This is a genomic window from Scandinavium sp. UTDF21-P1B (assembly GCF_040750395.1).
Taxonomy (GTDB): domain Bacteria; phylum Pseudomonadota; class Gammaproteobacteria; order Enterobacterales; family Enterobacteriaceae; genus Scandinavium.
In genome coordinates, this window is record NZ_JBFLVD010000014.1 from 218,133 (window position 1) to 236,660 (window position 18,528).

Sequence of the window (18,528 nt, forward strand, 5' to 3'; positions counted from 1 at the left end):
GACGATAACTTTCACGAGGGCAGTCATGACGCCGTTTTCTTTGCAGTTAGAGCAGCAGTGGCAGACGGTGATTGACCGACTGCCGGCAGATTTCCCGTCTATGCCGCTGAGCCAGCAGGCGCAGGCGGCGATGGCCTTCAGTGATTTCATCAGCCAGAGCCTGGTCGCACACCCGGAATGGCTGGGCGAGCTTGAAAACAGCCCACCGCTCGCTGACGAGTGGCAGCACTATGCCGCCTGGCTTCAGGAACGGCTTGCGAACGTCAGTGACGAAAATAGCCTGATGCGCGAGCTGCGCCTGTTTCGCCGCCGCATCATGGTGCGCATCGCCTGGTCACAGGCCCTGTCGCTGCACTCCACCGAAAGCAGTTTGCAACAGCTGAGCCATCTGGCAGAAACGCTGATCGTCAGCGCGCGCGACTGGATTTACGATGCCTGCTGCCGCGAATGGGGCACGCCCTGCAATGCCGAAGGCAAACCGCAGCCGCTGCTGATCCTTGGCATGGGCAAGCTCGGCGGTGGCGAACTTAATTTCTCCTCTGACATCGACCTTATTTTTGCCTGGCCGGAGCACGGTTCAACCCAGGGCGGGCGGCGTGAACTCGACAATGCCCAGTTCTTCACCCGCATGGGGCAGCGGCTTATCAAAGCGCTCGATCAGGCAACGATGGACGGATTCGTGTATCGCGTGGACATGCGCCTGCGCCCGTTCGGCGAAAGCGGTCCGCTGGTGCTGAGCTTCGCCGCGCTGGAAGATTACTACCAGGAGCAGGGCCGCGACTGGGAACGCTATGCGATGGTCAAGGCCCGCATCATGGGCGACCGGGAAGGCCTCTACGTCGATGAGCTGCGCGCCATGCTGCGGCCCTTTGTTTTCCGCCGCTATATCGACTTCAGCGTAATCCAGTCGCTGCGTAGCATGAAGAGGATGATCGCGCGTGAAGTTCGCCGTCGTGGCCTCAAAGACAACATCAAGCTCGGCGCGGGCGGCATCCGTGAAATCGAGTTTATCGTTCAGGTGTTTCAGCTGATCCGCGGCGGGCGTGAGCCATCGCTTCAGGGCCGCTCGCTGCTGCCGACGCTGGAGGCCATCGATGCGCTGCATCTCCTGTCGGAAGGTGAAGCCGCGCAGCTGCGTGAAGCGTATCTTTTCCTGCGCCGACTGGAGAACCTGCTGCAAAGCATCAACGATGAGCAAACCCAGACCTTGCCGCAGGACGAGCTTAATCGCGCACGTCTGGCATGGGGCATGGATTTTGCCGACTGGGAAAGGCTCACTGAAGTACTGAACCAGCACATGGCCCAGGTGCGGCAGATCTTTAACGAGCTGATTGGCGACGACGAAGAAACCTCGGCGGATGAACAGCTCTCCGAGCACTGGCGCGAGCTGTGGCAGGATGCGCTACAGGAAGATGACACCACGCCGGTGCTGGCACATTTGGCAGACAGCGCCCGTCACCAGGTGCTGGCGCTGATCGCGGATTTCAAAAAAGAGCTGGATAAGCGCACCATTGGCCCGCGCGGGCGTCAGGTGCTGGATTCACTGATGCCGCATCTGTTGAGCGAAGTGTGCAGCCGGGAAGATGCCCCCGTTCCGCTGGCGCGCATCATGCCGCTGCTGACCGGTATTGTTACCCGAACGACCTATCTTGAATTACTGAGCGAATTTCCCGGCGCGCTGAAGCATCTGATTCGCCTTTGTGCCGCGTCGCCAATGGTTGCCAACCAGCTGGCACGCTATCCGTTGCTGCTTGATGAACTGCTGGATCCGAATACGCTCTACCAGCCGACGGCGACCGACGCCTATCGCGACGAGCTGCGCCAGTATCTGCTGCGCGTGCCGGAAGAAGATGAAGAGCAGCAGCTGGAAGCGCTGCGCCAGTTCAAGCAGGCGCAATTGCTGCGCGTGGCGGCGGCTGATATCGCCGAAACGCTGCCGGTGATGAAAGTGAGCGATCACTTAACCTGGCTTGCGGAGGCAATGATCGATGCCGTCGTGCAGCAGGCCTGGACGCAGATGATCGCCCGCTATGGTCAACCGAAACACCTGTCAGAACGTCAGGGGCGCGGTTTTGCCGTGGTCGGGTACGGTAAGCTCGGTGGCTGGGAGCTTGGCTACAGTTCCGATCTCGATCTCGTTTTCCTTCACGACTGCCCGGCGGACGTGATGACCGACGGCGAACGTGAAATTGACGGTCGACAGTTCTATCTGCGCCTCGCACAGCGCATCATGCACCTCTTCAGCACCCGCACTTCCTCGGGCATTCTGTACGAAGTGGACGCTCGCTTACGTCCTTCCGGTGCTGCAGGCATGCTGGTGACAACGACGGAGTCGTTCGCCGATTATCAGCGCAATGAAGCCTGGACCTGGGAGCATCAGGCACTCGTCCGGGCTCGCGTGGTGTATGGCGATCCGCAGCTTCAGGCGCAGTTTGACGCTATTCGTCGCGACGTACTGATGCTGCCGCGCGCAGGCGAGAAGCTGCAAACCGAAGTGCGGGAAATGCGTGAAAAAATGCGCGCGCATCTTGGCGGCAAACATCGCGATCGTTTTGATATTAAAGCGGATGAGGGCGGTATCACCGATATTGAATTTATCACGCAGTATCTGGTGCTGCGTTTTGCCCACGATAAGCCGAAGCTGACGCGCTGGTCCGATAACGTGCGTATCCTCGAGCTGCTGGCGCAAAACGACATTATGGATGAACAGGAAGCGCTGGCGCTGAGCCAGGCATACACGACGCTTCGCGATGCGCTGCATCATCTGGCCCTGCAGGAAGAAGCGGGGAACGTGGCGCTGGATGCATTTACGGCAGAGCGTGAGCTGGTTGCCGCCTCATGGCGGAAATGGCTGGTAATGCCCTGAGTTATGCTATTATCGCGCGCAATTGATGAATCTTTCAGGAGTCTGGAATGAAAGTAACGCTGCCAGAGTTTGAACGTGCAGGGGTGATGGTTGTCGGCGACGTAATGCTGGATCGCTACTGGTATGGCCCGACGAGCCGCATTTCTCCGGAGGCCCCGGTGCCGGTGGTGAAAGTGGATACCATTGAGGAACGCCCTGGCGGCGCGGCGAACGTGGCGATGAACATTGCTTCACTGGGCGCTAACTCCCGCCTGGTTGGCCTGACGGGCATCGACGATGCGGCACGCGCGTTGAGCAAAGCGCTGGCGGACGTCAACGTGAAATGTGATTTCGTTTCGGTGCCGACGCACCCGACCATCACTAAGCTGCGCGTACTTTCCCGCAACCAGCAGCTGATTCGTCTGGACTTCGAAGAAGGCTTTGCCGGCGTTGACCCTCAACCGATGCATGAACGCATCCAGCAGGCGCTGGGCCATATTGGGGCGCTGGTGCTCTCCGATTACGCTAAAGGCGCGCTGGAAAGCGTGCAGGCAATGATTCAGCTGGCGCGTAAAGCGGGCGTCCCGGTGCTGATCGATCCGAAAGGCACTGAGTTTGAACGCTATCGCGGCGCGACGCTGCTGACGCCTAACCTGTCTGAGTTTGAAGCCGTGGCCGGGAAGTGCAAGAGTGAAGCAGAAATCGTTGAGCGCGGCATGAAAGTGATCGCCGACTATGAGCTTTCTGCGCTGCTGGTGACCCGTTCCGAGCAGGGCATGACGCTGTTGCAGCCGGGCAAAGCGCCGCTGCATATGCCGACTCAGGCGCAGGAAGTGTATGACGTAACCGGTGCGGGCGACACGGTGATTGGTGTGCTGGCGGCAACGCTCGCAGCCGGGAATTCACTGGAAGAAGCGTGCTTCTTCGCGAACGCCGCAGCAGGCGTTGTCGTCGGCAAACTCGGGACGTCCACCGTTTCGCCGATCGAGCTGGAAAACGCCGTGCGTGGCCGTGCCGATACCGGATTTGGCGTGATGAGCGAAGACGAACTGAAGCAGGCTGTTGCCGCTGCCCGCAAGCGCGGTGAAAAAGTCGTGATGACCAACGGCGTGTTCGACATTCTGCACGCCGGTCACGTCTCCTATCTTTCGAACGCGCGTAAGCTTGGCGATCGCCTGATTGTTGCGGTGAACAGCGATGCGTCCACCAAACGCCTGAAGGGGGAAACCCGTCCGGTGAACCCGCTTGAACAGCGCATGATCGTGCTGGGCGCGCTGGAGTCCGTTGACTGGGTCGTTTCGTTTGAGGAAGACACGCCTCAGCGCCTTATCGCGGGCATTCTGCCGGATCTGCTGGTAAAAGGCGGTGACTACAAGCCAGATCAAATCGCGGGCAGCGAGGAAGTCTGGGCGAACGGCGGCGAAGTGATGGTGCTCAACTTTGAAGACGGTTGTTCAACCACGAATATTATTAAGCGCATTCAGCAGGACAGCGACCGCTAAGCCTCTATTCACGCCAAAAGCGCCCCGCCAGAGGGGCGCTTTTTTTTGGGCGCTCTCCCGTCCCGGCACCAAAAACGCCCTTCATCTCTGTATCTGCGACGCTTATCAAATTTTAACTTATTGATAACTTTCGTTTGCTGGTATTGCAACTATCATTAACATTCATCTGATTCCTGAATGCTGGCACAGATATTTACCTAGGAAAATTTAGGATAAGTGTTTGTGTATATAAAATTCTTATTATTTTTGACTTGTTCATGCATTTCTTAAGTTTTGTGCTTTTTTGTGGTTGTTAACGCTATGTCTTGCGCATTTTTACGGAATTTTGTGTTTTTGGGGTGATACAATGAAACCAACCTGTAGTCTCTCTTTCCTTACCTCCTGCATCTGTCTGGCGCTGACCTCAGGCCAGGCCTGGGCCACATGCAACGAGACGTCTCCCGCGAACGGTCAGACCGTGACTTGCGATGCGACGACACCTGAAAGTACCGCCGTCGTGAGCGGCGCCGGCGTGACGAACGTGACCGTGAATGTGCTTCCGAGCGGCGAATTAAACGTGACCACCGGTCCGGCTATTTCCCTGGGCGATGGCAGTAAGATCGCCAACGACGGGACGATTAGTGGCTCTACGTCGGGCCTGCTGCTGCGTGAGGGCAGCAGTACCGTTACGAATAACGGCTCTATTACCGGCACTGCCGGGCCGGGAATTATGTTTCAGGGAAGCGGCGGCAACACATTAAATAACAACGGTACCATCACCGGACGTGACGCTAAAAATAATGCCGTTATCTTTGGGAGCGGCAATGACACGCTGTCGGTGGGTGTCGGAAGTCTTATCGATGGTAACGTCGATCAGGATTTTGGCTCTACTGGTACATCCGGTAGCGGTAACGACACTTTTACGATGGACGGGGGAACGATCAGAGGCACCGTTGATCAAGGCGTTGGGCCGGGTGTTGATCGCGCCACCATCACCGGCGGCACCATTGAAGGTGACTTCAGGCAGGGCGGCGGCAGAGATACTTTCGAAATGTCGGGCGGCACCATTACCGGGGAGTTTAATGATGGCGATATTGTCACCATCACCGGGGGGACTATCGGAAGCGTTGCGCTCAACCTGGGAAATGATGATTTTCGGATGTCCGGCGGTGAAATACTCGGGGATGTAAAGGGGCAGGTCAACAATGACAGCTTTAATATCTCAGGCACCGCGATCGTTGACGGCAATATCCTGGGTGGCATCGGCGATGATAGGCTTGTCTGGCAAAACGGAGGTACCATCAAAGGAAGTATTCTGATGGATGGCGATCCCAGCGGCGATAAAATTGGCAATGATGAAGTCACCCTTATCAACCAAAGCTCGGCCACAACCGCCTCATCTCCTGTCATTGATGGTGGGGCTGGCACCGATCGCTTCACTTTAGACAACAGTCAATATATTCATCGCGATGCGAATATCCTCTCTGGATTTGAGTCCGTTAACCTGACGAACAATTCCACGTTGACGCTGGATCACCGGGATCTCAAGTTGGGCGACAGCCAGGACGATAATGCCAGCACCGGCTTTACTATCGATGCAACCAGCACCCTCGCGATTGACAATGATAATGCCGTGGCCTTTACCGGACATCTTAGCGGCACCGGTACCGTCAGCACCGATACCAGCGGCAATGCGTTCGATTTTACCAGCAACAACAAAGACGATGGCTTTGAAGGTACGCTGGCGCTGGGTAACAGTACCCTGGCGCTGGAGGGCATCAATACTGAAGCGCTCAGCAACGCCACGCTGAAGGCCGGTGCAGGCAGCGTAACGACCGTGGGCAGCGGGCAGCAGCATATCGGCGGGCTGGCCTTTGACGGCGGAACCGTTATTTTCGGCTCGGTCGCACCGGGAGAGAAGACGTCTGATAATACGATTCAAACCGCAAAGGACCTCGATCTTAGCGGCTCAGGAACCGTGCAGGTTGATCTGGGCGATGCGGTGAATACGCCGCCCCAGACGGATGGCCGGGTTCCTCTGCTGGAGCAGGATGATGGCGATACCCTTATCAGGCTCGCCGGCTCGGACGGTACGGTAACCGGAACGGGCGGTGCGCTTGAGCTAAAAGACAGCAGCGGCAACGTTATCAGCAGCGGTAAAACGCAGGATATTCTCGATCGGGACGGCGGCAGCAAGGTAGCGGAAGGAACCTGGGACTGGCGTTTAACCTCCGGTGATAGCAATGATGGCCTGTATGTGGCCTATGCGCTGAAAGAGGTAAACCTGATTGGCCAGGGCAACAGCGCCCTTGTGCTGAACAGCGGTAGCAGCACGGGGAACGCCGCCGATCTTAGCGCTAAGGTGACCGGAAGCGGCGATCTGGCTATCGATACCAGCAGCGGAACCGTTTCGCTTTCCAACGGCAGCAACGATTACACCGGCGTTACGGATGTGCGCAGCGGTACGCTGCTGATGAGCAACGATAACGTACTGGGCCAGACTTCACTGCTGAAGCTTGCCGATAGCACGGGCCTGGCAATGAGCGGACATGCACAGACCGTAGGGGCCGTAGACACTGCGGCCGGTTCGCTGATCGATATTGCTGGTGGCAGCCTTGGAATCAATAACGGCGGTACGGTGAATGGGCATCTGCAGGGGGCGGGAGCGTTGACGCTGAACGGCGGTGAGCTGACGATTAATGGTGCAAACACGGCGATGACTGCCACCACGACCCTGAAAAGCGGTTCGACTATTAATCTGGACAGCGTCCAGGGGCTGGGAAGTGGAAATATCGACAACGGCGGCGTGCTTAACCTGAATGGCGCGGCAGGAACGTTTGCAAATAACCTGAGCAACAGCGGCCAGGTCAATCTGAACAGCAGTCAGACCGTGCTGGCCGGCGATAATCGCGGCTTCAGCGGCGAATTTAATATCGATAATGCCAGCCGACTGACCGCAGGGCAGGCGTCTCATCTGGGCCAGTCGGTTATTCATGATGAAGGTACGCTGGCGCTGGTGACCGACAGCAACTGGTCGCTGGAAAACGCGGTGAGCGGTGCGGGTAATCTCGTGAAAGAGGGTGCCGGGCTGGTCACGCTTGCTGCGCAGAATATGACCTATACCGGCACCACGGATATTACCGGAGGTGGGTTAATATTCGGCGATCGCGGCAGCGATCTGACGCTCTCATCTTCTCAGGTCAATATTGCGGAAGGCGGACTGCTGGCCGGCAACGGCACCGCAGCCGGCAGCGTTGATAACAAAGGCCTGCTGCAGGTTGGACACGCCGGGCTGGTGGTTTCTGCGGCTGCTCGTCAGGCCCTCGCCGCAACTCTGGCGGCGGTTAGCAGTAATAACGACGCGCTGACGGTCGGCGGCAATCTCACTAACAGCGGGCAGATCCAGCTGGGCCAGACCGGTAGCGATGTGCTGGCAGGCAACTCATTGACGGTTAACGGCAACTATCTGGGAGAGGGCGGAAAAATCGCTTTCAACACCGCCCTGGGTGACGATAGCTCCCTGACCGATCATATGACGGTAATGGGCGACACCAGCGGCAATACGCTGGTGAGCGTGAGAAATGCGGGGGGCAGCGGGGCCAGAACGCTGAACGGTATTGAGATCATCTCCGTTGAAGGAAATTCGGCCGGTACCTTTACCAAAGATGGGCGTATTGTTGCGGGCGCCTGGGACTATAACCTGGAGCGCGGTAAAGGTGGGGCCAGCGATCCTGATAACTGGTATCTGACGAATAATGCCCCCACGCAGCCAGTCGGGCCAACCAACCCGACGGAACATGTGAATCCGGGAACGCCGATGTATCGTGTGGAAGCCGGGAGCTATATCGCCAACGTTGCGGCAGCAAACACTCTTTTTGTTACCCGACTCCACGATCGCCTGGGCGAGACCCAATATACCGATGCTTTAACTGGCGAAAAGCGCGTCACCAGCCTGTGGCTGCGCCAGGTGGGCACCCATAACACATGGAGAGACAGCACGGGGCAGCAGAAAACCCAGAGCAACCAGTACGTTGTGATGCTGGGCGGTGACGTGGCGCAGTGGAGCAGCGACGGACTGGATCGAGGGCATCTGGGCCTGATGGCCGGCTACGGTAATAACCACAGCAACACCCGCTCTGATGTGACAGGCTACCATTCAGATGGTCGGGTCAGCGGCTATAACGTTGGCGTGTACGGCACCTGGTATGCCAATGATGCGGAGAAGACGGGGCTTTACGTGGACTCCTGGGCCAGCTATAGCTGGCTGAAAAACACGGTCAACGGTGAAGATCTGGCCCGCGAGGAGTACGACTCTAAGGGGCTGACTGCATCGCTGGAAAGTGGCTATACGTGGAAAGTCGGTGAGTTCAACGGCAGTAAAGGTACGCTCAATACCGTTTATATTCAGCCGCAGGCCCAGGCTATCTGGATGGGGGTTAGTGCAGATGATCACACCGAAAGCAACGGCACCCACGTCAGCAGCAACGGTGATGGCAACGTGCAAACCCGTCTTGGCGTGCGTACTTACCTGAAAAGCCACAGCCGGCTTGATGACGGTAAAGATCGCGAGTTTGAACCTTTTGTTGAGGCTAACTGGATCCATAACACCCGTGATTTCAGCGTAACAATGAATAATGTGACGTTGAGCCAGTCCGGCGCGCGTAATCTGGGTGAGCTGAAAACAGGGGTGGAAGGTAAGCTGAGCAACAATCTGACGGCCTGGGGCAACGTGGGTCAGCAGATAGGCGATAAAGGCTACAGCAATACGGAAGCCATGCTGGGGGTTAAATACAGCTGGTAACCTGATACCAAATAAAAAACCCGTCCTGCGTGACGGGTTTTTTGATCGGCAGAGAGCAGGCTACTGCTGATTTTCTGCTGAAGGTGATGCCGCATCCGGCGTGGATCGGGCTTCCAGATCGCTGAGGCGCTGCTCCAGCAGAGCCAGCTTCTCACGGGTGCGCAGCAGCACCTGCGTTTGTACGTCAAACTCTTCACGGCTTACCAGATCCAGACGGGTCAGCTGAGACTGCAGCGCCTGACGGATTTTCTTCTCGACGTCATCACCAAACTCACGCAGGCCTTTCGGCATCGACTCGTGAACCTGGCGGGCAATCTGTTCAATTTTCTTCGGATCAATCATTACGGTTTTCCTGATCGGGTCTGATTTGCAGATTATTGTAGTGCCTATAGCCTGCGCTATAAACCAGAAATGTTTGAAGCTTATGCATTGCCGGAGATAATCATTAGCGTTATAGTTATCTCGCTTATTCTCAGGGCGGGGCGAAATTCCCCACCGGCGGTAAATCAACCCAGGTTGAAAGCCCGCGAGCGCTTCAGGCGTCAGTCTGAAGGTCAGCAGATCCGGTGTAATTCCGGGGCCGACGGTTAGAGTCCGGATGGGAGAGAGTAACGATCTACGGGCAAGGCCCGCTCACGTTATTTTTTTGCCGCTGCGTCGGCGCTCCTAAGACTGCCCTGATTCTGGTAACCATAATTTTAATGAGGGCTTTTACCATGAATCAGACGCTACTTTCCTCTTTTGGTACCGCTTTTGAACGTGTAGAACACGCGTTATCCGCGCTGCGCGAAGGCCGCGGCGTGATGGTACTCGATGATGAAAACCGTGAAAACGAAGGCGATATGATCTTTGCCGCTGAAACAATGACCGTTGAGCAGATGGCGCTGACTATCCGCCACGGCAGCGGCATTGTGTGCCTGTGCATCAACGAAGAGCGCCGCAAGCAGCTTGACCTGCCGATGATGGTAGACAACAACACCAGCGCCTTCGGCACCGGTTTTACCGTGACTATCGAAGCGGCGCATGGCGTGACCACCGGCGTTTCTGCGGCCGACCGCATCACCACCGTGCGTGCCGCCATTGCCGATGGCGCGAAACCTGCCGATCTGCATCGTCCGGGCCACGTTTTCCCTCTGCGCGCGCAGGCGGGTGGCGTGCTGACTCGCGGCGGTCACACGGAGGCGACCATCGATCTGGTGACCCTGGCAGGTTTCAAACCTGCGGGTGTGCTGTGTGAACTGACCAACGATGACGGCACCATGGCGCGTGCGCCGGAGTGCATCAAGTTTGCTGTGGAACACAATATGCCGGTGGTGACCATCGAAGATCTGGTGGAATATCGCCAAAAGCATGAGCGTAAGGCCAGCTAAGTCTGCCTGACGCTGAAATGAAGAACGCCGGGATAATCCCGGCGTTTTGCTATGCGAAATCCATCGTCTGTAACAGCACCAGGCTCAGCCCCATCACCGACATGCCACACAGCACGCCGTAGCTCGGGTTGTTATGCGGATCTATCTCTTTGGCGAGCGGCATCAATTCATCGACCGACAGTGCCACCATAATTCCGGCCACCGCGGCCATGATGGCAGCCATGACCACCGGTGATACCAGCGTTCCCAGAATCAGCCATGCCAGCACCCCGCCAAGAATTTCAGCCATGCCTGAAATCCCTGCCCAGAACACCGCTTTACGTTTCGAGCCCGTGGCGGCATAGACCGGCCCGGCGACGGCCAGACCTTCCGGAATATTGTGCAGCGCAACGGCGAGCGCAATACCAAAGCCGAGTTCCAGATTACTGCTGGCGGTGACATACGTTGCAACACCTTCCGGGAAGTTATGCAGGCTGATGCCGAGCGTTAACAGGATTGCTGTCCGGCGCAGGTTACGTGGCATGATGGCTTTGTCGCCCTGCATCAAATCCTGCGGGTGGGCGTGCGGCAGCATACGATCAAGCGCGAAGTAGCCAAGCAGTCCAATCACAAACATACCGTAGCCGAGCACCGGCGACATCCCTTCCGTGCCGAGCGCGGCGGGCAACATTTCCATCAGGGAAATCAGTAGCATAATCCCGGCAGCGAAGCCAAGAGAAAAGGCCAGTACGCGATCAGAAGGCTTCTGGCCTATAACGCCCAGCAGCGCCCCGATGAAGGTGGCCCCACCGGCAAGTAAGGTCAGAATCAAAGGTACTGACATAGAAACTCCTTAATGATAACCATTATCATTTATAGTAAAGCTCCCTTTTCCCAAAAGCGAGGGGGCAAAGGTGCTTTTACGTGTCCTTACATTCAAATTTCCTGATGATCATCATCACCGTTATCTGAGTTCATCCGCACTCAAAACCGCGTAATGTAGAGCCATCAATCCGACTGTTCCTGTAAGGATATCATCATGTCTTCTTCCCGTATGCCAGCTCTGTTTTTAGGTCACGGTAGCCCGATGAACGTGCTGGAGGATAACGTGTACACGCGTGCCTGGCAGCAGCTGGGCGAAACGCTGCCGCGCCCAAAAGCGATCGTGGCGATTTCCGCGCACTGGTTTACGCGAGGAACGGGCGTCACGGCGATGGAAGCCCCGAAAACCATTCATGATTTCGGTGGATTCCCGCAGGCGCTGTATGACACGCACTACCTGGCTCCGGGGTCGCCAGAGCTTGCTCAGCGGCTGGTTGAGCTGTTAGCTCCTGTGCCCGTTGCGCTTGATAAAGAAGCCTGGGGCTTTGACCACGGCTCCTGGGGCGTGCTCATTAAGATGTACCCGGATGCTGATATCCCGATGGTGCAACTGAGCATAGACAGCACGAAACCCGCTGCCTGGCATCTCGAAATGGGACGTAAACTCGCGGCTTTGCGCGATGAAGGTATCATGCTGGTGGCGAGCGGTAACGTGGTGCATAACCTGCGCACAGCGCGCTGGCATGGCGAAAACTCGCCGTATCCTTGGGCGACCTCGTTCAATGAATTTGTGAAAGATAACCTGACCTGGCAAGGGCCAGCGGAAGAACATCCGCTGGTAAATTACCTCGATCATGAAGGCGGTTCATTATCGAACCCGACGGCGGATCACTATTTACCGCTGCTGTATGTGCTGGGCGCGTGGGACGGGCAGGAGCCTGTCAACATTGTGACAGACGGGATTGAGATGGGGAGTCTGAGTATGCTTTCGGTACAGATCGGGGAGTGATGAAATTGCCCGGAAAACAACGCGTCGCCGGGCATTTGCAAGAGCGTTACTCCACAAAAGTATGCGGATAGAAGCGTGACAGATCCTGAGTGATCAGCGCCCGATCTTCACGAATGCCGATCCCGGCAGGCTGGTCGTTGATCAGCCAGCTACCGATCAGCGTATAGCTGTCGCCAAATTTCGGTAGTTCGCAAAACTGCTGGACGATCATGCCTTCTTCGCCGTAAGGCCCTTCAACCGCTTCCAGCACTTCACCGTTCTCCACGATCGACACATTTGCGCCTTCACGGGAGAAAATCGGTTTCTTCACGTACTTCGCCATTTCCGGATATTCGTCTTCGGCGAAATACGCTGGCAGCAGGTTCGGGTGATCCGGGAACATTTCCCACAGCATTGGCAACAGGGCTTTGTTGGAGATAATGCTTTTCCAGGCCGGCTCCAGCCAGCGCACGCCAGCGTCTTCGAGCTTGGTGGAGAAAATCTCCCGCAGCATGTATTCCCACGGATAGAGCTTGAACAAATTGCTGATAACCTGATCCTGCAGATCGGTGAACTGACCCTTTTCGCCAAGCCCGATATCTTCGATGTACAGAAATTCGCTGGCGACGCCGGCTTCGTTGGCGCAGTCCTGCAAATACTGCACGGTACCGCGATCTTCTTCGGTGTCACGGCAGCAGGCAAAGTGCAGCAGATTAAAACCATGCTGTTCACGCAGCACGGCAAAGCGCTCAATCAGCTTTTCCTGCAGGCTGTTAAACTGATCGCTTCCCTCAGGTAGCTTTCCGGCATTGAGCTGATCTTCCAGCCAAATCCACTGGAAGAATGCTGCTTCGTACAGAGACGTTGGTGTGTCTGCGTTATTCTCCAGAAGCTTAGGTTCACCTTTGCCGTCCCACGCCAGATCGAGGCGGGAGTAGAGCGACGGCTGCTGCGTTTGCCAGGACTGGCGCACGAAGCTCCAGGTGTGCTTCGGGATGCGGAACTTAGTCAGCAGTTCATCGCTGCTGACCACGCGTTCCACAACTTTCAGGCACATCTGATGCAGTTCGGCGGTGACGTCTTCGAGTTTCTCGACCTGATCAAGCGTCAGTTTGTAATAGGCGTCTTCACACCAGTACGGCTCACCGTACATGGTGTGGAAGTTGAAGCCATACTCGGTGGCTTTTTCGCGCCAGTCCGGGCGCTCGGTGATGCTGACTCTTTCCATGACGGTTAGCCGCCCATCGAACGGGTGGAGGTTCCCGCAGCGCTGCGCGACATGGTGGACTGTTTAGCGACGGACTCACCAAAGCCACCGCGGGTGACGGTGCTGGTGGTGGCTGGTTTTGGTGCCATCGCGGTTTTCGGCACGTTCATGGTGCGTCCGGACTGCGCCGCGCCGTAGCTTTTCCCGCCTGCGTCGGTGTACTGACCGTACGCCGGGCTTGCCGGGTTTTTTGAGCTGAACAGCGGCTGCTGCTGCATTCCGCCACTCATCATGCGGCCCATCATGTAGCCTGCCATCAGCGGCATCCAGAAGCTGCCGCCGCCCTGCTGGGCCTGCGCCTGATTTTCTGGAGCCATGCCTGCCTGGGCTGGCGCCTGCTGGCACTGGCCTTCGCCAAACTCTGCCACGCAGTCTTCACGGCTGGCGTATTTTGGCGCGGTGCGCTCGGCTTCTTTCAGCGCATTATTGTACGAGGCGGTACATTCGGCGCTTTTGCCCGGGTTGGCACTCGAGCAATCATCCGCGTTCTGGTACATCGATACCGTTTCATCTGTTTTTTCGCAGCCTGAAAGCATAAAGACTGCAGTGATCGCCAGCGCAACCGGCGTCAAATGGCGTGCGCCCCAGTTCTTGCGGAACGAAGCGTGATTAATTGTTTTTGTCCGTTTCATTATCTTTCATCCTGGACCCAGTGGTAGCGCTCAGGATAGTGGATGAGTGGTTGAAATTGAAGCGATGAGGGACGAGCGACGCAGATCTTTACGTTGCCTTACGTTTATTTTTGTGGGAGCTGTGAGAAAAGGAATAAACCCCGGCGAACGATGCCGCCGGGGCAGCCCGAATCAGTTTTTGAACGGGTTAGAGCCAGTGCTGCTGGTGGTTCGCTGGGCGGCTGGCTGCGCCGCAGGTGCGGTGCTGGCGCCATTGCCATTATAACCATCCGCGTTAGCGTCCTGCTGGGTATTCTCAGGCGCAACGGTTTCCGGAGAGGTGGAAACCGGCTTACCGAGCGTGCCGTTCAGGGCCAGCAGGTCGTTCTCATTGAGCGTACCCAACGCTGACTTGATGTTCAGCTGGTTGATCAGATAGGTGTAACGCGCGCTGGAGAGCTGCTGTTTTGCGTTGTACAGCGTGGTGGTCGCATCCAGAACGTCAACGATGGTGCGGGTACCGACCTGGTAACCGGCTTCCATCGCATCCAGTGAGCTCTGCGCAGAAACAACGGCCTGTTTGTAGGCGTTGATGCTGCTCACGGAAGCGTTGATGTTATTAAAGGAAGAACGCACGTTCTGTACCACGTTGCGGTGCGCGCTTTCCAGCTGCTCGCTTGCGCCAACAAAGTTGTACTGCGCTTGTTTCACCTGCGAGGTGACTGAGCCACCGCTATACAGCGGCAGGCTGAAGTTCAGGCCAATCTGATTCTGACCGATGTTGCGATCGGTATACTGGCTGCTGGTGGCGTTGCTACCGTTATACTTGGTATCCGTAACGCCGGTAGACGCTGTCAGACCCACGGTCGGCATATGGCCGGTTTCTGCATAACGAATTTGCTCACGCGCCAGGTCCTGGCTCAAACGAGCCTGCAACAGCGCCAGGTTACGATTTTCAGCCTCTTTCAGTAGCGCATTCACCGGCTGTGACTTGTCCGTTTTGAAGCTGCTGACGTTCAGAGAGGCCAGTTCCGGATAGTAGTTACCGGTGACCTGGCGCAGCTGCTCAACGGCGTTGTCGAGGTTGTTACGGGCAGTGACTTCGTTTGCCAGCACGGTATCGTACTGTGAACGGGCGTTCTGCACGTCAGTGATAGCCACGAGACCGACGTTAAAACGTTGAGTCGTCTGATCCAACTGTCGGTAAATCGCCTGTTTCTGTGCTTCGGTGTAGGAGAGCGAATCGATAGCGCTCAGCACGCCAAAGTAAGCGGTTGCCGTGTTCAGGATCAGGGTTTGCTGATCGGTCTGGTAGGTGACGTCCTGAATACCCGCGGATTTTTCCTGCAGCGTCAGGGCGCGCCATTTCGACATATCGAAAATGGTTTGCGTCAGGGACAATGAGGCACTGGTCGCATTAGAATTGATACCATTCTGATCTTTATAGCCGTTCGTATAGGTATAATCTGCGCCTAAACCGAGCTGAGGCAGTAACGGGCTGCGTGCTTCGTTAATTTTTTCGAATGCAGCATCACGATCTGCCGCGGACTTACGCAGGTCCGGGTTGCTCAAACGTGCCTGCTGATACACCTGCAACAGGTTTTCCGCATGGCTTAGTGCGCTGAAGCCCGTCAGGCTTAAGCCGATAAGGATGGGGAGCAATTTCTTCATTTGCATTCCTTGTTGTGAAGCATTTAGCGCTGATCTAATTCAAAAAGATTCGTCGATTGTACCAGAGTCTTGCCGCTTAAAAAGTTGGCGTATCGTGCCATCTGACGTTAATTTGCACCAATCTATCACAGCACCATTAAAAAGTAGTCAAATGGGCCGGAAATCCATAATTTCATCACGAAGTCACCAGGAATGAACGATGAGCAACAAACCACAGTCAGTCGTTACTTACGGCAAAAATGATGTAGAAATTATTGCACGAGAAACGCTCTACAGCGGTTTTTTTTCGCTGGAGTCGTGGCGTTTCCGTCACCGGTTATTCAATGGTGAAATGAGCGGTGAAGTGCGTCGTGAAATTTTTGAACGCGGGCATGCCGCAGTCTTGCTACCCTTTGACCCAGTGCGTGATGAAGTTGTGCTGGTGGAGCAGATTCGCATCCCGGCTTACGATACCAGCGAAAGCCCGTGGCTGCTGGAAATGGTTGCCGGGATGATTGAAGAGGGCGAAACACCTGAGGACGTGGCCCGCCGTGAAGCGGTGGAAGAGGCCGGTCTCGACGTGAAACGAGTCAAAAATATGCTCAGCTATCTGGCAAGTCCAGGTGGCACCAGCGAGCGCCTGACCATTCTGGTCGGCGAAGTGGACGCCACGACCGCGCACGGTATTCACGGTCTGGCAGATGAACACGAAGATATTCGGGTGCATGTGGTTAGCCGGGAACAGGCTTACCGGTGGGTAGAAGAGGGAACAATCGATAACGCAGCCTCTGTCATCGCCCTGCAATGGCTGCAATTGCATTATCAGGCATTACGAAACGAGTGGACAAAATGAAGCGCTATACACCTGACTTCCCTGAAATGATGCGTCTGTGCGAAACCAACTTCGCCCAGCTGCGCCGACTGCTGCCCCAAACGGATGCGCCCGGCGAAACGGTGAGCTATCAGGTGGCCAATGCGCAATACCGGTTAACGATCAGCGAATCGACCCGCTACACTACTCTGGTGGAAATTGAGCAGACCGTGCCCGCCGTGAGCTACTGGAGCCTGCCGTCAATGACGGTGCGCCTTTACCACGATGCGATGGTGGCTGAAGTGTGTTCGAGTCAGCAGATTTTTCGCTTCCAGGCACGGTATGATTACCCGAATAAAAAGTTGCATCAACGCGACGAAAAGCATCAAATTAACCAGTTTTTGGCCGACTGGCTGAGGTACTGTTTAGCACATGGAGCGATGGCGATTCCGGTTTGTTAGCGTCGTGAAACCTAAGGACACCATTTGGAAAGCCTGTTAAATCTCACTCTGGCTGGTGGGGCCGGGGTGAGGGTCTTACAAATCACTGATACTCACCTGTTTGCTGAAAAACATGAAACGCTGCTGGGAGTGAACACCTGGGAAAGTTACCAGGCCGTACTGGCAGCCATCCATGCTTCAGAGCGTGAGTGCGATCTCGTCGTCGCCACTGGGGATTTAGCACAGGATCACTCGTCCGCGGCCTATCAGCATTTCGCTGAAGGCATCGCGGGCTTTGACGCGCCCTGCGTCTGGTTGCCCGGCAACCACGATTTTCAGCCAGCCATGTACAGTGCTCTACAGGATGCGGGAATCTCCCCGGCAAAGCGCGTCTTTGCTGGCGAAAACTGGCAAATTCTGATGCTTGACAGCCAGGTGTTTGGCGTACCGCACGGTGAGCTAAGTGAATTCCAGCTCGAATGGCTGGAACAACGTTTGATGGAATCCCCCGATCGCTACACGCTGTTGCTGCTGCATCATCACCCGCTTCCGGCCGGGTGCAGCTGGCTGGATCAGCACAGTCTGCGTAACGCGGGTGCGCTGGATCGCGTGCTTATGCGCTTCCCAAGGGTTCGGCATTTGCTCTGCGGGCATATCCACCAGGAGATGGACGTGGACTGGAACGGCCGTCGGATGATGGCGACGCCGTCAACCTGCGTGCAGTTTAAACCGCACTGTGCGAATTTTACTCTTGATACCATTGCCCCAGGCTGGCGCTGGCTGGAACTGCATGCTGACGGTACGCTTACCACCGAAGTCTGCCGCCTGGACGGTGCGCAGTTCCGCCCTGACACTGCTTCAGAAGGATACTGATGTCTACGCTTCTCTATCTCCACGGATTTAACAGTTCGCCGTTATCGGTGAAAGCCACGGCCATGAAGACGTGGCTTGCGGAGCACCATCCGGAAATCGATATGGTGGTGCCCCAGTTGCCTGCATTTCCGGCACAGGCGGCGGAGCTACTGGAGAAACTTGTCATGCAACACGGCGGGGCTCCGCTTGGGATTGTAGGGTCGTCGCTCGGCGGCTATTACGCCACCTGGCTGTCACAATGCTTCATGCTGCCTGCCGTGGTGGTCAACCCGGCGGTACGTCCGTTTGAGTTGCTCACCGGTTACCTCGGTCATAATGAGAATCCCTACACCGGGGAGCAATATGTGCTAGAGTCACGCCATATTTACGATCTGAAAGTGATGCAAATCGACCCGCTTGAAGCGCCGGATCTACTCTGGCTGCTGCAACAGACGGGCGACGAGGTGCTGGATTATCGCCAGGCCGTTGACTACTACGCCGCTTGTCGACAAAACGTTGAAGAGGGCGGGAATCATGCCTTCATCGGCTTTGAAGATCATTTCACACAGATTATTGATTTTCTGGGACTGCGTTAATCAGTCCTGACTACT

The 18,528-nt window shown here is 56.3% G+C and carries 14 protein-coding genes and 1 riboswitch; of the genes, 9 read left to right on the forward strand and 5 right to left on the reverse strand.

The window, feature by feature from the left end:
- The first annotated feature begins 25 nt into the window (after positions 1-25).
- The 3 genes from glnE (at position 26) to AB1287_RS11810 (ending at position 9,127) form a co-directional block, all read left to right on the forward strand.
- On the forward strand, positions 26-2,866 hold the full coding sequence (gene glnE, locus AB1287_RS11800; RefSeq protein ID WP_435617874.1) for a bifunctional [glutamate--ammonia ligase]-adenylyl-L-tyrosine phosphorylase/[glutamate--ammonia-ligase] adenylyltransferase: 2,841 nt from the start codon (positions 26-28) through the stop codon (positions 2,864-2,866).
- Between the two features lie 47 nt (positions 2,867-2,913).
- Complete coding sequence (gene hldE / locus AB1287_RS11805) at positions 2,914-4,347, forward strand: bifunctional D-glycero-beta-D-manno-heptose-7-phosphate kinase/D-glycero-beta-D-manno-heptose 1-phosphate adenylyltransferase HldE (RefSeq protein ID WP_312625599.1); 1,434 nt, start codon at positions 2,914-2,916, stop codon at positions 4,345-4,347.
- 346 nt (positions 4,348-4,693) lie between these two features.
- Complete coding sequence (locus AB1287_RS11810; RefSeq protein ID WP_435617875.1) at positions 4,694-9,127, forward strand: autotransporter outer membrane beta-barrel domain-containing protein; 4,434 nt, start codon at positions 4,694-4,696, stop codon at positions 9,125-9,127.
- Between the two features lie 60 nt (positions 9,128-9,187).
- On the opposite strand, the gene ubiK is transcribed toward AB1287_RS11810, so the two are convergent.
- Positions 9,188-9,469, reverse strand: a complete 282-nt coding sequence (ubiK, locus tag AB1287_RS11815; protein WP_435617876.1) for a ubiquinone biosynthesis accessory factor UbiK — start codon at positions 9,467-9,469, stop codon at positions 9,188-9,190.
- 122 nt (positions 9,470-9,591) lie between these two features.
- Positions 9,592-9,741: riboswitch (FMN riboswitch) on the forward strand.
- A gap of 102 nt (positions 9,742-9,843) precedes the next feature.
- Between ubiK and ribB the strand changes: the two genes are divergently transcribed.
- Entirely contained in the window at positions 9,844-10,497 is a 654-nt protein-coding gene (gene ribB, locus AB1287_RS11820; protein ID WP_435617877.1) for a 3,4-dihydroxy-2-butanone-4-phosphate synthase, read from the forward strand.
- A gap of 49 nt (positions 10,498-10,546) precedes the next feature.
- On the opposite strand, the gene zupT is transcribed toward ribB, so the two are convergent.
- Positions 10,547-11,320, reverse strand: a complete 774-nt coding sequence (gene zupT, locus AB1287_RS11825; RefSeq protein ID WP_312625605.1) for a zinc transporter ZupT — start codon at positions 11,318-11,320, stop codon at positions 10,547-10,549.
- A gap of 195 nt (positions 11,321-11,515) precedes the next feature.
- Between zupT and ygiD the strand changes: the two genes are divergently transcribed.
- Positions 11,516-12,307: a 4,5-DOPA dioxygenase extradiol gene (gene ygiD / locus AB1287_RS11830; protein ID WP_435617878.1), complete on the forward strand. Its 792-nt coding sequence runs from the start codon at positions 11,516-11,518 to the stop codon at positions 12,305-12,307.
- 46 nt (positions 12,308-12,353) lie between these two features.
- On the opposite strand, the gene AB1287_RS11835 is transcribed toward ygiD, so the two are convergent.
- The 3 genes from AB1287_RS11835 to tolC form a co-directional block, all read right to left on the reverse strand.
- Positions 12,354-13,514, reverse strand: a complete 1,161-nt coding sequence (locus tag AB1287_RS11835; protein ID WP_435617879.1) for a glutathionylspermidine synthase family protein — start codon at positions 13,512-13,514, stop codon at positions 12,354-12,356.
- 5 nt (positions 13,515-13,519) lie between these two features.
- A complete protein-coding gene (locus AB1287_RS11840; protein ID WP_312625608.1) occupies positions 13,520-14,185 on the reverse strand; it encodes a DUF1190 family protein in 666 nt (221 codons plus the stop codon).
- A 171-nt stretch (positions 14,186-14,356) separates the two neighbouring features.
- The gene (gene tolC / locus AB1287_RS11845; protein ID WP_435617880.1) at positions 14,357-15,835 is read right to left on the reverse strand and encodes an outer membrane channel protein TolC; all 1,479 of its coding nucleotides are present in this window, start codon (positions 15,833-15,835) and stop codon (positions 14,357-14,359) included.
- Between the two features lie 199 nt (positions 15,836-16,034).
- Here tolC and nudF point away from each other — a divergent pair, with 199 nt between their 5' ends.
- From nudF to yqiA, 4 genes are read left to right on the forward strand one after another with little or no spacing between them, the layout of a single operon-like run.
- Complete coding sequence (gene nudF / locus AB1287_RS11850; RefSeq protein WP_312625610.1) at positions 16,035-16,667, forward strand: ADP-ribose diphosphatase; 633 nt, start codon at positions 16,035-16,037, stop codon at positions 16,665-16,667.
- The gene (locus tag AB1287_RS11855) at positions 16,664-17,086 is read left to right on the forward strand and encodes a DUF1249 family protein (protein ID WP_312625611.1); all 423 of its coding nucleotides are present in this window, start codon (positions 16,664-16,666) and stop codon (positions 17,084-17,086) included. Before nudF ends, AB1287_RS11855 begins: the two co-directional genes overlap by 4 nt.
- A gap of 24 nt (positions 17,087-17,110) precedes the next feature.
- On the forward strand, positions 17,111-17,938 hold the full coding sequence (cpdA, locus tag AB1287_RS11860) for a 3',5'-cyclic-AMP phosphodiesterase (protein ID WP_312625613.1): 828 nt from the start codon (positions 17,111-17,113) through the stop codon (positions 17,936-17,938).
- Positions 17,938-18,513 carry an esterase YqiA gene (gene yqiA, locus AB1287_RS11865; RefSeq protein WP_312625614.1) on the forward strand — a complete coding sequence of 192 codons (576 nt, stop codon included), beginning with the start codon at positions 17,938-17,940 and terminating at the stop codon, positions 18,511-18,513. Before cpdA ends, yqiA begins: the two co-directional genes overlap by 1 nt.
- Positions 18,514-18,528: the final 15 nt, after the last annotated feature.